The organism is Streptomyces parvus (assembly GCF_014648875.1).
In the GTDB taxonomy this organism is placed as follows: domain Bacteria; phylum Actinomycetota; class Actinomycetes; order Streptomycetales; family Streptomycetaceae; genus Streptomyces; species Streptomyces parvus.
Map to the genome: position 1 here is coordinate 444,401 of NZ_BMRY01000005.1, position 15,425 is coordinate 459,825.

9 protein-coding genes and 1 pseudogene are annotated in these 15,425 nt (G+C 72.8%); all 10 read right to left on the reverse strand.

Annotated features, from left to right (window positions below; genetic code table 11):
• Nucleotides 1–103 precede the first annotated feature (103 nt).
• The 10 genes and pseudogenes from IE140_RS18820 to IE140_RS18870 all read right to left on the reverse strand — a co-directional run bounded on the left by IE140_RS18820 (nt 104) and on the right by IE140_RS18870 (nt 15,223).
• Nucleotides 104–1,228, reverse strand: a complete 1,125-nt coding sequence (locus IE140_RS18820; RefSeq protein ID WP_150193793.1) for an HBL/NHE enterotoxin family protein — start codon at nt 1,226–1,228, stop codon at nt 104–106.
• A gap of 30 nt (nt 1,229–1,258) precedes the next feature.
• Nucleotides 1,259–2,272, reverse strand: coding sequence for a hypothetical protein (locus IE140_RS18825; protein WP_229826849.1), 1,014 nt, complete (start codon nt 2,270–2,272; stop codon nt 1,259–1,261).
• A 414-nt stretch (nt 2,273–2,686) separates the two neighbouring features.
• Nucleotides 2,687–3,331 carry a TetR/AcrR family transcriptional regulator gene (locus IE140_RS18830; RefSeq protein WP_032766716.1) on the reverse strand — a complete coding sequence of 215 codons (645 nt, stop codon included), beginning with the start codon at nt 3,329–3,331 and terminating at the stop codon, nt 2,687–2,689.
• Between the two features lie 82 nt (nt 3,332–3,413).
• Nucleotides 3,414–5,381: a N,N-dimethylformamidase beta subunit family domain-containing protein gene (locus tag IE140_RS18835; protein WP_150193791.1), complete on the reverse strand. Its 1,968-nt coding sequence runs from the start codon at nt 5,379–5,381 to the stop codon at nt 3,414–3,416.
• Complete coding sequence (locus IE140_RS18840) at nt 5,378–7,018, reverse strand: condensation domain-containing protein (protein ID WP_150193790.1); 1,641 nt, start codon at nt 7,016–7,018, stop codon at nt 5,378–5,380. The genes IE140_RS18835 and IE140_RS18840 overlap by 4 nt, the downstream gene beginning before the upstream one ends.
• Complete coding sequence (locus tag IE140_RS18845; protein WP_032766713.1) at nt 7,011–7,301, reverse strand: acyl carrier protein; 291 nt, start codon at nt 7,299–7,301, stop codon at nt 7,011–7,013. Before IE140_RS18845 ends, IE140_RS18840 begins: the two co-directional genes overlap by 8 nt.
• Nucleotides 7,298–7,501, reverse strand: coding sequence for an MbtH family protein (locus tag IE140_RS18850; protein WP_093439172.1), 204 nt, complete (start codon nt 7,499–7,501; stop codon nt 7,298–7,300). Before IE140_RS18850 ends, IE140_RS18845 begins: the two co-directional genes overlap by 4 nt.
• Entirely contained in the window at nt 7,498–10,062 is a 2,565-nt protein-coding gene (locus IE140_RS18855; RefSeq protein ID WP_373296179.1) for a non-ribosomal peptide synthetase, read from the reverse strand. The genes IE140_RS18850 and IE140_RS18855 overlap by 4 nt, the downstream gene beginning before the upstream one ends.
• Before the next feature lie 59 nt (nt 10,063–10,121).
• Nucleotides 10,122–13,409 (reverse strand): annotated as a pseudogene (locus IE140_RS18865) (amino acid adenylation domain-containing protein); the annotation flags it as partial.
• 425 nt (nt 13,410–13,834) lie between these two features.
• Entirely contained in the window at nt 13,835–15,223 is a 1,389-nt protein-coding gene (locus IE140_RS18870) for a dicarboxylate/amino acid:cation symporter (RefSeq protein ID WP_093439183.1), read from the reverse strand.
• Nucleotides 15,224–15,425: the final 202 nt, after the last annotated feature.

A 15,425-nucleotide genomic window follows, 5' to 3' on the forward strand; every position in this document is an offset into this window, starting at 1 on the left:
ACGGCATCAGGAATCGATGCGACAGGACGAGAGCGTCCTGCCGCACTGATCCTTGAGCTGTCTCACAGAACCTTGAGCGCGTCCGTGGGCTTCCGGAGCCCTGTCATCGCGCCAGCCGTGGGGGCTGCTGCAGCTGGAACCGGATGAGGTCGCCAGTGTGCGTGTTCGGCTGGGACACCGTCTCCATTCCGATGAGGGCCTTCCGCGTGTTCCTGAGCTGTTCAAGATTGCGCGGCAGGGACTTGTCGATGGTCCTCAAGAAGGTCTTTCGGAGGAAGTCCGACTGGGCCCTCCCAGCCTTTTCGATGTTGTCGGCGGCGGAGTTCAGCGATTCCTTGAGGAACGTCCAGCTGTTGGTGGTGTTCTGCAGCGCAGTGGCCACTCCGCCCGCCTGGGTGCCAAGGTCCGCCAGTCCGGAGCTGCATGCCGTCAGCAGCTTCACCCCGCTTTCGAGCCGCTTCTGCTTGACGAGAAGGTTCCTCTTCTCGTCGTAGAGATTCGCCAGCGCGATCCCGCTGCCGATACCCCCTCCGATGCCACCGAGGAGCAGGACACCGCCACCGATGGCCACGGCGAGGCTCGCCCCGCCGGTGAAGATGGAAGTGCAGCATCCGATGACGATGCATGCCACGCCCCCGAGAATGGCAGCTCCACTCACCCCTGCCCCGATGGTCGCGGCGGTGATCTTCGAGTTCACATTCTCCAGATCCCTTTTCAGCTCTCCCAGGATCCCGCTCTCGCCACCCACCAGCGTGTTGATCTTCTCGGCGCATTCAGTGAATTCCCGCTTGTCGCCACTGAAAGCACCGACCATCCTGTCCGTGCTGGACGCGACCTTTCTCGTCTGGTCCGTGAATTCGCCCGCCTGCTCACGCAGGTACCTCAGCGTCTGCACCATGGCGTCCGGATCATGCTCATCCTTGAGGGATTCCGAAAGGGCACCCAGCGTGACGAAGTAGTTCTCGACCCTGGACAGGAGCGCGATGGACTCGGGCTGTACCTTCCCGAGATAATGCCCGGCATTGTCTGCCGAGTTGTTCAGTACGCCCTGGACCGTACCCTGAAAGCTCCGGATCTCTTCGTTGTCGAAGCCACTGAAGTCCGGCTTCGGCTGCTGCATGATGCTGAGAGCATGCGTCTGCACGAGTGCGGTCAGGGACCCTTGCGCGGCCACCTCCCCTCCGATTTCCTCCTGCTTCTCCAGGGCGGCGACAAGTGCGTCACTCATAGTCTTCTCCCAGTCGTCCAGTAGCGGGTGTCAGTTTCCGGTGACCATGGCGCGCAGTCGCTCCGCCTGGCTCTGGATGGTCTTCCACTTGATGACGCTCCAGCTGATCTCCGTGGCCAGCCAGGCACCCTGGTCCTTCTTCTTCGCCTGCTCTTCCAGCGTCGCCGCGAACGAGGCGACCACCTGGGTCCAGGCGTCCGCGATCTCCTGGGCCGGACGCATCACGTCACGCACGCTGCGACCGTAGGCACCGCACTCCGAATCGATCTTCTTCGCGGTCGCCAGCCCCGACTTCAGACCGGCGATCTCCCGGTAGAGCGCTTCGACCTTCGCGCGGTCCCTGCGGAGCTTCTGAAGGGCGGCGCCAACGGCGCCGGACGTGATGTCCTCGATCCCTCCGTGCACATCCTCCGAGGATTCCGGAGCGGATTCGCCGGCGGACGGCTTGTCCTCCTTCTTGCTCTTGCCGTCGTCCTCTCCCTTCTTCTTCGCGGCGTCCTTGAAGATGTCGAGGATGGTGTCGAGGATCTTCCGTGCACCGGCGCCCATCTTGTGCGAGGCGGAGATGACGGCATCCAGGTCCTTCCGCACCTCTTCCTGCATCGCCTCCAGTTCCTTGGTCTTGGCGGCGATCCTGCCGTCGTCCCCGGAGATCTTCTTGATCTCGGCATGCGTCCGGCCGGCCAGGACTTCCAGCCGGTCCTCCGTCTCCCTGGAGAACTTCCCGTGCTTGTCCGCGAGATCGCGGGCATGCTGCTCGTGCTCCTCGAAAGTCGGCATCAGCTCGCCCAGAAAGGAGGCAACGCTCTCCGGGGACTCCACCGACCCCTCGTGCAGGCTCTCGAGCAGGTCGGCCGCCCCCGCCATCAGGACAAGCTGGTGGATCACCGAGGGAAGCTGGACACTCCGGTAGGTCCGCGCGTTGGCCCTGACCTCCTCCTGCGCCGTGTTCATGGCGTGCTCATCGCTGGGGTCCGCCGTGCCGACGGACACCTGCGATTCGAGAACCAGGGCCCACACCTGCGCGACCTGAGCAGCGGTCACCAACTTTTCCAAAGGCTCTTCGAGTCCGACCGGGTCAAGCGTGATCCTGGCCGGAACGCTGGGGGCGAGTTGCGAGGACGTCATCGTTTCTCCGTTGGATACTCAAGGACGGGACGGGCAGTGCAGGGCCGGTCAGGGGGCCTATGGCGTTCTATCGGCCGCACACCATTCCGCGAAGCCGTTTGTCCCGTGCTCACCCGCTCGGGGGAAGGGGTTCACCGCAGAAACGGTCCGCCGCGCTCCGCCGCTCCGGGGCGGAGTGAGAGCGCTCAACCTTTCGATGCGTCAGTGGCAACGGCACGGAGGCGGACATGGACGGCGAAGCCGACGGCGGCGAAGTCCTCCGCCGCTGACGGCATTTGACAGCCGCGCCCCCGAAGGGCACGTCCAACTCGTGGGTGACGCGGAAAGAAATCAGTCGGCCGGGGGCGTCCACGGCCGGGCGTGCATCAGGTTCTCCAGGCCCGCCCAGGCGAAGTTCATCAGGGTCGCCGCGGCCTCCCGCGCCGAGACGTCCGGGGTGTCGTTGGCCCAGCCCGCCAGCGACTCCGCGGCCCCCACGAGGGCCTGGGCGAGGCCCGCCACGTCCCGGTCCGCGAGGGCTGGATCGCTGTGGGCCTCGCGGGCGGCGGCTCCGATCAGGCCCGTCACGAACGTGACGATCTCGTCGCGCATGGAGCCGACCTCGCTGACGAACGGCTCCCCGTGCGAGCGGGCCTGCCGGTGCAGGACCGACCAGGCGTCCGGGTTCTCGGCGGTGTGGACGAAGAACGCCCGCAGCCCTGCCCAGAGTTGGGCGTCGGCGGGCAGCCCGGGGTCCACCCCGGCCCGTACCGCCTCCAGCAGAGACTGCGCCTCGCGCCGGATACAGGCGGAGAACAGGTCCTCCTTGGAGTTCAGATACAGATAGACCAACGGCTTGGAGACGCCCGCCAGCTCCGCGATCTCGTCCATCGAGGCGGCCCGGTAGCCGCGCTGCCCGAAGGTCCGCACGGCGGCGTCCATCATCTGCTGCTCGCGCACGGCGCGCGGCATCCGCTTGCTCTTCACAGCACCCACGTCCGGCTTCCTCCCCCGCCCCCACTGCCCTGCTCCGCTTCCCACCCTACGGCGGCGGGCGGCCCGGCGTCGCAGGGCACGATCATCGGGGCGGGACGGCCGGCCTCGCGCACAGAAGCAGCGGACCCCCGGCCACGGCGGCGTACAGGGTCCCGGCCCGGCCGGCCAGAGCCGTGCAGCCGCCGGGAGACGCCTTGTCCCGCGGCGGGGCCGGTACGCCGGTGTCGGTGAAGGGGGCCGGCCCGTCCGCCGGGCCCGCCGGGAGGCGGGTGCGCAGGCGGCCGTCCTCGGTGACCACCCACAGCCTGCTGTTCAGCGTGGTGAGCGCGACCGCGCCGCCCGCGTCGCCCAGCACTCGCCACGGCCGGTCGAGGGCGAGCGCGGAGAGATGGTGCAGGGTGTCGTCGTGCGGGGTGACGGCGAAGATCCCCGCGTCGCAGAGCGCGATCCCGGTCGTCCCCGGCGGGACCGTCCCCACCTCGGCCCACTCCTCGCGGCCCTCGACCGGTTCCGGGACCGGGTCGCGGCGCAGCAGTCTGCCGTCCTCCGTGGCCGCGTACAGCTCCAGCGGCAGCCCGCCCGACGCCTCGCGGGCCGAGGCCAGCGCCCGTACGCCGGGGGCCTGCCCGACGGGCCGCCACGGCAGGTTCTGCCCGGACGGCTCCCGGCACAGGAGCCGGCCCCGGGCGTCCACGCCGAACAGCACCGACGCGCAGACGGCGAGCGCGTGGACATCGTCCGGTGCCCCGGCGGCCTCCCAGCCGTCACCGGGGGCGGCCCCGCCCAGCCGGTCCAGCACGTTGCGCGTGATTCGGTCCACGACCGGGTCGTCCGCCAGGACGCTGCCCCAGTTGATCGTCCCCGCGTTGAAGACCGTGCCCGCGCCCAGCCGGAAAACGCCCATCGTGGCCGCCCCGCCCTGCCCGTACTCCCGCCAGTGCCGCAGATCGGCGGTGGCCAGGACGACGAACGAGGCCGGAGTGCCGTCCACGCCCGTCGCCCGGGGCACCTCGCCGGTCCACTCCAGGGCGCAGGAATCCGTTTCGTAGCCGAGGGCGCCCCGGGCGAAGGGCTCGCCGTCCGTCAGCCCCGTACCGGCGAAGGCCCAGTGGCCGGCGAAGCGGGCCGTGTAGGCGTCCTTGCGCATCACCGCCATGCCCTCGCCCCAAGCGCCCGCGCCCCGGCGGAAGCTGAGGCCGGTCATCGAGTTCTCCGGGCGGTCGACGGGCGAGCTGGACCACTCGACGGTGGTCCGGCGGGGGTCCGTTGCGGTCATCGGGTCGGTGAGCGCGTCCCGGTGGCAGACCATCGTGCGTCCGTCGTCCTCGATCCGCATCTGCCACCAGGCGGTGTTGGCGGCGAAGAAGGCCACGTTGCCGCCGCGCCGGGCGAACGCCTCGACACTGTCCCGCATCTCCATCGACCAGTACTCGTCATGGCCGTTGATCACCAACAGGCGGTAGTGCGAGAGCAGTTCGTCGCCTCCGTGCAGGTCGAGGCCGGAGCAGAGATCGACCGGACAGCCCGCCCCGGGCAGCCAGCGCAGCAGCCCCTCCTCCCAGCGCTCGGGCGGCGGCCCGCCGCCCGGGGAGGCGAAGGAGACCCGGGCGGCGCGGTAGGGCTGCTCGGAGTAGTAGAGGCCCCGGTGCGGCAGGCCCGCGTGGGTGTAGGCCCGCCAGGTGGGGAAGGGGATCGAGACGAGGATCCGGGAGGCCGTACCGGGGCGGGCGGCGCGGACGACGAACCAGACCTCGTGCTCCGCCTCGTCCGTCGTCGGCAGGGTCTCCCCCGGTACGTCGAAGACGGCGCGGCACAGGGCGCTGGGCCATGCGGGCGGCACGTCCAGGGTCCAGTCGGGGCCGGTCACCGTGGCGGTGAGCAGTGCTTCGCCACTGATCCCGTCGGTGATCCGCACCCGGACCGGGGTCGACGGACCGACGCCGGTCAGGTGGAACGGGAGCCGGCCGCCCTGGACGCAGGAGGTGCGGTCCGCCCAGGCCCGCAGGGGTTCGCCCGGCGTCGGGGCCGGAACGGGCTCGGCGGCGGTCACGGCCGGTCGCCTCCCGCCGCCACCAGCAGGGTGCGGAGCTCCGTCAGCGGGGGCGGCGTCCCGGCCGCGCTCGCCACGATCAGCTCCTCCATCGCGTAGAGGTGCGCGCGGATCGCCTCCGGCGGCAGATACGCGGTGTCGGCGGTCAGCGACACCGCGAGCGCGTCGCCCTCCTCCGTGACGTGCAGGCAGTAGCGGCACGCCACCCGGTCCTGGGTCGCCGGGAAACCGAAGGTGGTGCGCCGCCGGGCCTCGGCCGGCTCCGCACCGGTGGCCCGGGGGCCCTCGGGCAGGGCCCGTTCGACCAGGCGCATGTCGTTGAAGCAGCAGTAGGGGTGCACGTCGGTGCCGTACTCCGCGCTCAGCCGCTCCCCCAGCGCGTCCCACTCCACGGGGTCGTACACGGCGGCCCGGTACGCGCGCAGGGCGGACCGGTAGGCGGCGGGGAGAAGGTCGGTGAACGTGCCCGCGAGACCGGACGGCTCCGTGGGACCGGACGGCTCCATGGGACCGGACGGCTCCATGGGACCGTGCGGCTCCGTGGGACCGTGCGGCTCCGCGAGACCGGACGCCGCCCTGGGGCCGGACGCCTCCGCCAGGTCGAGGACGAACAGGCCGTCCTGCGACAGCGTCGAGACCAGGTCGCGCAGCGCCCCGGCGGTGCGGTTGCCGACGATCGGCATCACGGCCGCCGTACGGTGCCCCTCCCCCGCGGCGACGAGCGCGGCCGACGCGGTGAGCAGCACGGTCGAGCCGCTGACCCGGTGCGTCGCCGCCACCGTGCCGACCGCCCGGGCCAGCGCGGGGGACACCAGTCGCCCGGTCCAGAAGCGCGGGGTGCGCGGCTGCGCGCACAGGTCGGGGAACATCGTCGGGGGCGCGGCCCGGTAGCCCGCCTCCCAGTGCGCCAGGGCCGCCGCCCCCCGTCGGCGGCCCGCCGCCGCGTGCTGGTCGCGGGCCAGGTCCAGCGGGGTGGTGGCGGGCGGCGGGCCGGCCGAGCCGCGCCGGACCAGCAGCCGCAGGTCCCGTACGAGGATCTCGGCGGCGTGCCCGTCGGCGGCGAGGTGGCACAGGACCAGCACGGCGTGGGTCACCCGGTCGCCCACGGTGATGAGGGCCGCGCGTACGGGCCACTCCGCCGCGTAGTCGAAACGGGTGGCGGACAGCCGGCCGAGCAGCGCCTCCGCCTCGGCCGCCGCCTCCGGGAGGCCGGCGGCCCGGGTCATCGTCACGGACAGGGTTCCGGCGTCCGCGAGGCTCTGGGCGGGCTCCCCGTCCAAAGCCGGCAGCAGGAGCCGGGTTCGCAGCGACTCGTGCCGCTCCGTCAGTCGCGTCAGCGCCCCCAGCGCCTCGGGTACGGTCACCGGTCGGCCCCGGTCGGCCAGCGGGAGGACGCGGCCGATGTTGAAGTAGTGGTCGTTGGGCGCGGTGCGGCGGATCGCGTGCCAGATGGCCCGTTGGCCCCAGGTGAGCGGGGCCCGGCCGGACCGCTCCCCGTGGAAGGCGATCTCGCGGCGCGTGTCGGAGCACGCCCCGGAGGGGACCGGGCCGCCGGGCGTCCCGGCCTTCTCCGGCTCCGTGTCCGCCGGCACCGACCCGGCCCTCAGCCCGGCGACCGTCACCGTCCCCTCAGGCATCGTTCCCTCCGTCCGCCGCCACGCCCAGCCCGGCCAGGTGACCGACCAGGCCGTCGAGGTCGTCGAGGAAGCGGAACGGACCGTCCAGGTCGAGGACGATCCCGAACTCCTCCTCCACCGCGTCGATCAGCCGCAGGAGCGCCAGGGACGTCACGCCGAGAGCGGTCAGCGAGGCTCCCGCACTCAGCAGTTCCTCCTCCGTGACCTCGCCGTCGGTGGCGCGGGAGACCAGGACGGCGACCCTGCCCCTCAGCGCGGCCTCCGCGGCGGCCGGGGCCGTCACCGGCCCTGCTCCGCGAGGCGGCGGCGCAGGCTCAGCGGGCGGATGTCCTCCCAGACCCGGTCGACGTGGACCATGCACTCCTCCTCGGACCCCGTGAACCCTTCCGCCCGCCAACCGGCCGGAGGATCCGTCCGGGCGGGCCACAACGCGTGCTGCTCCTCGTCGTTGACGACCACCTGGTATGCCGTCGCGTCGCTCATCGCTGCTCTCCTTCCGGTGCTGCCTGGGTCGTCCCTGCCGTCCCGGCCGCCGGTCGGCGGAGTTCGCCCACCAGGGCCGAGATCTCGGCGAGTGTCGGGGTGTCGAAGAAGGCGTCGAGGGGCACCTCGACGCCGAGCCGCTTGCGGATACGGGCGGCGATGGCGGTGATCGTCAGGGAGTGGCCGCCCAGGTCGAAGAGGTCCTCGTCCGGGCCGATGTCGTCGAGCCGCAGCACCTCCTGCCAGATCTCCCGCACCACGGCGGCGTCGCCGTCGAGCGCGGTCGGGGGGCCGTCGGGCCCGTCCGGCTCAGCCACGCCCGCCCCGTCCGGCCGGGTCCGGGGGGCCGCCGGCAGCCGGGCCCGGTCCACCTTTCCGTTCGGGGTGAGCGGCAGCGCGGTCAACGGGACCCACGCGGCCGGGATCATCGCGGCGGGGAGCGTACGGGCGAGACGGGCGCGCAGTTCGTCGGCGGCCGGGACCGCCGGGTCACCCGGGACCCCGACCACGTACGCCACCAGCCGCTCCTGGCCGAACTCCCCGGCGCCCTCGCCCGGGTCCAGCACCACCACCGCCTGTGCCACTCCGGGGTGCTCGGCGAGCCGGGACTCGATCTCGCCCAGTTCGATCCGGTGGCCGCGCAGCTTCACCTGGGAGTCGAGGCGGCCCGCGAACTCCAGCCGCCCGTCGGGAAGCCGGCGTACCAGGTCGCCCGTGCGGTACATCCGGGATCCCGGCGGCCCCCACGGGTCGGGCACGAAGCACCGGGCGGTCAGCCCGGGGCGGCCCCGGTAGCCGTGCGCCACGCCCGCGCCTCCGAGGTGCAGTTCGCCGGGAAGGCCGTCGGGGACGGGTCCGCCGTGCTCGTCCAGCACGTACGCCCGGGTGGCGGCCAGCGGGCGGCCGATGGTCACCGGTTCGCCGGGGGACGGCTCGGCCAGCGTGGACCAGACGGTGGTCTCGGTCGGGCCGTAGACGTTGAACAACCTGCCTACGTCAACGCCCAGTTCGGCGGCCAGCGGGCCGGGGAGCGCCTCGCCTCCGGCCAGGGCGACGAGTCCGGGACGGTGGAGCCCGGCGGCCAGCATCAGCCGCCAGCCGCTCGGCGTGGCCTGGACATGGGTGACGTCGTGGGTCTCGATCAGTTTCAGCAGCGCCGCTCCGTCACGCTGCCGCTCCTCCGGCACCAGGACGACCCGGCCGCCGGTGGTCAGCGGCAGCAGCAGTTCCACGGTGGAGATGTCGAAGGACAGCGAGGTGAGCCCCAGCCAGCGGTGGCCCGGGGCCGCCTCCAGCAGGTCGGCCAGCGAGCCGATCAGGTTGGCGAGGGCGCTGTGCGGGACCTCGACGCCCTTGGGCCGGCCGGTGGAGCCGGAGGTGTAGAGGACATAGGCGGGGTGAACTCCGGCCGGGACGGCCGTCCGCCGACGCGGCGGCGCGGCGACGGCAGGGTCCGGGGACAGCACGGGCAGCCCGGCCGGCAGCCCCTCCGGTACCGGCCCCTCGATCACGAGGGCGGAAAGCCCGGCGTCCGCCCGCACGAAGGCCAGCCGCTCGGCCGGGTAGCCGGGGTCCAGCGGTACGTACGCGGCCCCGGCCGACAACGTGCCCAACAGGGTCGTCAGTTCGGCAACCGAGCGGGGCACCTGGACACCGACGAGGTCACCGGGGCCGATGCCCTCGGCGGCCAGCCGGTCGGCGAAAGCCTCCACGGCCGCGTGCAGTTCACCGTAGGAGAGTTCCGTGCCGTCGGCCGCCACCACGGCCACCGCGTCGGGTGTCGCGGCGGCCCGCTCCGCGAACATCCCGACCACCGTGGCGTCCGCCGGGCGGGCCGCGGGCGTCCCGTTGTCCGCGTACAGCGCCCGCTCCAGCTCGTCGCCCGACAGCAGCGGCAGGTCGGCGAGGCGGATGCCGGGGTCGGCGAGCACCGCGTCCAGGAGGGCGCGGAAGTGGCCGACGATCCGGGCGGGCGCACCGGGCGCGAAGGTGTCGGCCCGGTACTGGAACGAGACGTCCAGCCGGTCCGGGCCGGAGACCAGTTGGAGGTGGGCGAGGTTGCGTACGGCGCCCGGGAAGCCGATCCAGTCCACCTCGACGTCCGGGGCCTGAAGCGCCTCCCAGCCGGTGCGGCGGCGGTAGCTGACCGAGAGCGGGGTGAGCGGGGTGCGCGGGGTGAGGCCGCGCACGGCCCGGCCGAGCGGGACCGGGCGGTGGTCGTAGAGGGCCGCCAGCTCGGCCCGGACGTCCCGGGCGAAGTCGGCGAAGCTCCGGTGCGGGTCGGGGCGGGTGAGGACGGGCAGCTCGTTGACGTACAGGCCGATGTGCTCGGGGCTTCCCGGGCGGCGGGTGGACAGTTCCACTGCGGTGGCGGGCGAGCTGTTGCCGTAGCGGAGCAGCAGGGTGTGCCAGAGGGCGAGGAGCAGCTCGAACCGGGTGACGCCGAGGGAGCGCGCGGTGTCGGCGAGACGGGCGAGGGGCGATCCCTCAAGGGTGAACGGCACGGCGTCCCCGGGCGCGGGTGAGGTGGCGTCCCGTGCGTCGACGAGGAGGCCGGGCAGCGCGGGGGCGGCCGGGTCCGACCAGCGGTCCGCCCAGAAGTTCCGGGCCGCCTCGGTCGCACCGTGACCCCGGCGGCGGCCCGGATCCGGGCGACGACACGGGTGGCGAGGAGCGAGTGTCCGCCCAGGTCGAAGAAGTCGTCCAGCGCGCCCGCCCGGTCCAGGCCCAGCACCTCCGTCCACACCTCGCCGACCAGCGCCTCCGCGTCGGTGCGCGGGGCGACGTATCCGGGTCCGAGGTCGGGCCGCCGCTCGGGCGCGGGCAGGGCGAGGTGGTCCACCTTGCCGTTCGGGGTCAGCGGCAGGGCGTCCAGCACGACCAGCGAGTTCGGGACGAGGTGGGCCGGGAGCCTGGCGGCCAGCGCGGCCCGCAGCGCGCTGGTGGACAACCCGCCGCCGGCCTGCCCGGCCGGGCTGTCCCCGGCCGGCGGTGTGCCCGCGCCGCCCGGCCCGCCCGCGTCGCCGCCCCGCTCCGGGACCACATACCCGACCAGCGCCTCGTCCCGTACGGTCACCACCGCCCGGCCGACCCCGTCCAGGGCCAGCAGAGCGGCCTCCACCTCGCCGGGTTCCACGCGGAAGCCGCGTACCTTGACCTGGTCGTCGATCCGGCCCAGGAATTCCAGCCGGCCGTCCGTCCGCCAGCGGACCAGGTCGCCGGTCCGGTAGCGGCGGGAGCCGGGCGGTCCGTACGGGTCGGGCACGAAGGCCCGCGCGGTGGCCCCGGCCCGGCCGCCGTAGCCGTACGTCACCCCGGCGCCGCCGACGAGGAGTTCACCGGCCGCTCCCTGCGGCATGAGCCGTCCGAGGGGGTCGCAGACGGTGAGCACGGTCCCGCCGACCGGGCTGCCGATGGGCGGGCGGTGGAGGGCGTCGGCGTGGCCCAGGTCCGCGGTGGCGGCGATGACGGTGGTCTCGGTGGGCCCGTAGGAGTTGACCACTCGTACGGTGTCCCCGAACCGGGCCCGCCACGCTGCCACCGCCCCGGGCTGCACCTGGTCCGCGCCGAGGATCAGGAGTCGCAGGCCCGGGGGCCGGGTGACGGCGTCGAGGTCGTCGGCCAGCTCGTGCCAGTACGGGGTGGGCAGGTCCAGGACGGTGGGACCCGCGCCCCGCGCGGCGGCGAGGCGGAGGTGATCGGGCAGGGTGCTGCCGGGATCGGGGACGACGAGGCGGGCCCCGGCGGTGAGTGCCGGGAAGATCTCCTAGGCGTGGGTGTCGAAGCTCAGCGACGCGAACTGCAGCACCTCGTCGTCCGCCGTGAGGCCGTAGTGCTCGCGCATCCAGCCGACGCGGGCCGCCAGTGCGCGGTGCGGGACGACGACGCCCTTGGGCCTGCCGGTGGAGCCGGAGGTGTGGATGACGTAGGCGGGATGGTCGGGGCCCGCCGCCCAACCCGGGTCGGGCACACCGGCCGGACCGGGTGCCTCGGGGGCGAGCACGACGGGGGCGTTCTCGGGGGCGTTCCGGGGGACGTTCACGGGGCCGCCCGGCGCGGCGCCCGGAAGCTCGGGGCCGCCCGCGGAGCCCTCCTCCTCGGCACGCGGACACTCGGGGTCGCCGACCGGGACCCCCTCCGCGGACTCCGGGTCGGCCACGACCACCCGTACGCCGGTGTCCGCGACCATGAGGTCGAGACGGGCGGGGGGATAGGCCGGGTCCAGGGGCAGATAGGCCGCGCCGGCCCGCCAGGCGGCCAGCATCGCGGTGACCGCCCGCGTACCGCGCGGCAGGCGGACGCCGACCGTGTCTCCGTCCCGCACACCCGCGCCCCGCAGCCGCACCGCGAGCGCCCCGGCCGCCTCCCACAGCTCCCGGTAGGTCAGCGCCCCGCCCGCGTCACGCACCGCCGTCCGGTCGTCGCCGTACGTCCGCACCGCACGTTCCAGCGTGGCGGGCAGCGCTTCCGCGTCGGCTTCCGGGACCGCGCAGCCGGTGCCCAGGGCGAGCAGCTCGTCCTCCTCCGCCCCGGTCAGGAGCGGCAGTCCGGGCACCGGGGCATCCGGGTCCGCCAGCGCCCCGCGCAGGAGCGTCTCGAAGTGCCGGGCGAACCGGGTCACCCAGGGGGCGTCGAACAGATCGGTGCGGTAGCCGAAGACGGCGATCAGGTCGTCGCCCTCACGGCGCAGGTCGAGCATCACCTCGAACTTGCTGGCCGCATGTCCGCCGTCCGCCTCGGCACAGCCCAGGCCTGCGAACTCCCCCGCGTGAGCGTCCGGTTCGTCCTGGGTGTGCACGGTCAGCAGAGTCTGGAAGAGCGGGCTGCCACCGAGCCGGCGCTCGACGCCCAGTTCGTCGATGAGCCGCTCGAAGGGGACCCGGTCATGGGCGAATCCGGCCAGCACGGAGCGGCGCAACCGGCGCAGCAGCTCCGCGAAGGACGGGGCTCCCGCGAGTTCGGCGCGCAGGACGAGGGTGGAGGAGAAGTAGCCGATCACCGGCTCCAGTTCCGGCTCGCTCCGGCCGGCCGCGGGGACTCCGACACAGAAGTCGTCCTGGCGCGTCCAGCGGTGCAGCAGCACCTGGTAGGCGGCGAGCAGCACCATGAACGGGGTGCACCGCTTCTGGCGGGCCAAGGCGTCCACCGCCTGGCCCGCACCGGTGAGCCGCCGGGTGTGGAAGGCCCCGCCGGGACCTTCGCCCGACGGCGTGACGGTGGGGCGCAGGTCGAGCACGGGCGCGCCCGCCAGCCGCTCCCGCCAGTGGGCCACCGCCGCGTCCGCCTCGGGGCCTGCCGCGAACTCCCTCTCCCTGCAAGCGTATTCGGTGTACGGGAGCAGTTCGGGCAGCTCGACCGTGCGGCCGTCCAGATGGGCGGCATACCGGGTGGCCAGCTCGGCGCGCAGCAGGTTCAGCGACCAGCCGTCGGCGACGATGTGGTGCAGGACGAGGCACAGCAGGTGCTCGTCGTCGTCGGTGCGCAGCAGGGTCACCCGCAGCAGCGGACCGCGGGCGAGGTCGAAGGCGGCATTGGTCCGCTCGGCGAGCAGCCGGGTCGCGCCCCCGGGGCGTCGGCGCAGGTCGACGCTCTCGACCGGGACAGGAGCGGGGGGTTCCACGAGGGCGACCGGACGGCCGTCCCGGTCGGGGAAGCGGGTGCGCAGGGCCTCGTGCCGGGCGGCGGTGGCGTCGAACGCGGAGCGCAGGGCCGGTTCGTGGAGCGCACCGGTCAGGCGGAGGACGAGCGGGATGTTGTAGGAAGCGTCGTCGGGGTCCAACTGGTGCAGGAACCAGAGGCGTTCCTGCGCCGGGCTCAGGGGGAGGCCGACGCCTTCCCCTCCTGGCGCCATCGCCGGTTCGAGGGCGTCGTCCGTGCCCGCCGTGGCCCCACCTGACGTACCGATCATGTGCGGTGCTCCCCTGTGTGCCGAACGTCGGCGACCGCATCACCGAGGACGGCGGGCAGCACCGGACGCTTGTGCCGACGGGTCGTCAGAAAGCAGCGCAGGGGGCCGCAGTAGCGTGTTCCGGCCTCCCCGCGATCTCGGCCCCGGGCAACGGTCACGCTAGGAGGAGAACCCAGGTCAAGTCAATGGTCTGGACCAAAAGGAGATGGCTGGTACCGACCACACAGGAAGGGACATTAGTGAGGGAAAGGTATGCCAACCCCTCTCCAGCTGGCTGAAATCGCCGTTCCGTCGGGCTCCCGAGGTGCTTTTCCGGCGGCCCTGACCGCAGGAGGTCGTACGGGGAAACAGGACAGCGCCCCCGTGCCGTCCACGTACGGATACGTGGGGCAGGGGGCGCTGTCGGGTCTTGCCGGTCGCCGTCGCTACGCGGTTGCGGGCACCGCGGTCTTCGGCTCCGCGTCGCGGATCTCGTCGCGGTCGGCGTCGTCGCCGAAGGAGTCGATCGGGGAGGGCGAGGCGGAGTTGTACGCGTCGTGGTCGAGGATCTTCTCGCGGGCCGCGACGATCACCGGGACCAGCGCCTGGCCGGCCACGTTGGTGGCGGTGCGCATCATGTCCAGGATCGGGTCGATGGCCATGAGCAGGCCGACGCCCTCCAGCGGGAGGCCCAGCGTGGACAGGGTGAGAGTCAGCATGACCGTCGCGCCGGTGAGACCGGCGGTGGCCGCCGAGCCGATCACCGAGACGAAGGCGATCAGGAGGTAGTCACCGATGCCGAGCTGCACGTCGAAGATCTGCGCGATGAAGATCGCCGCCAGCGCCGGGTAGATCGCGGCGCAGCCGTCCATCTTCGTGGTCGCGCCGAACGGCACGGCGAAGGAGGCGTACTCCTTCGGGACGCCGAGGCGCTCGGTGACCCGCTGGGTGACCGGCATGGTGCCGACCGAGGAGCGGGAGACGAACGCCAGCTGGATCGCGGGCCAGGCACCCTTGAAGAACTGGAGCGGGCTGACCTTGGCGACGGTGGCCAGGAGCAGCGGGTAGACGCCGAACATCACCAGGGCGCAGCCGATGTAGACGTCGGCGGTGAAGGTCGCGTACTTGCCGATGAGGTCCCAGCCGTAGTCGGCGATGGCGTAGCCGATGAGGCCGACGGTGCCGATCGGGGCGAGGCGGATGACCCACCACAGGGCCTTCTGGAGCAGCTCCAGGATCGACTGGCTGAGGGTGAGGATCGGCTTCGCCTTCTCGCCGAGCTTGAGGGCGGCGATACCGGCGACGGCGGCCATGAAGACGATCTGGAGCACGTTCAGCTCGGTGAACGGCGTGATCACGTCACCGGGGACGATGCCGGTCAGGAAGTCGATCCAGCTGCCCTTGGTCTCGGAGAGCGCGCCGTCCTTCGGCGTGAGGCCGGTGCCGGAGCCCGGGTTGGTGACCAGGCCGATCGCGAGGCCGATGGCGACCGCGATCAGCGAGGTGACCATGAACCAGAGCAGGGTGCGGGTGGCCAGCCGGGCGGCGTTGTTGACCTGGCGCAGGTTGGTGATCGACACGAGGATCGCGAAGAAGACCAGCGGGGCGACGGCCAGCTTCAGCAGCTGGACGAAGAGCGAGCCGATCTCGTCGAGGGTGGTGACGAGCCAGCCGAGGTCCTGGCTGCGGGCCAGCCAGCCGAGCAGCACACCGAGGACCAGACCGGCGACGATCTGGGCCCAGAACGGGACCTTGGGTATACGGGGACGGGACCCGGAGCCGGAGCCTGTGGGCTGCTCGGCCTCGGGGGCGGTGGACGCGGGGTTCGCGGACACGGACACACTCCAGTGAGGACGCATCGGGACACACGGAAGCCATCCGTGCGGTCGTGCGGTGGAACGGGGACGGGGTCGCGGCGCCCGCGTCGAGGGGCGGCGCCGCTGCATGATGCCGTATTCAGACTTCGCGGCAACAGACCGCGGACATACAGCGGCAGAGATCGACATGCAGGCGCGCCACGAGCGGGATGCTCGCGGC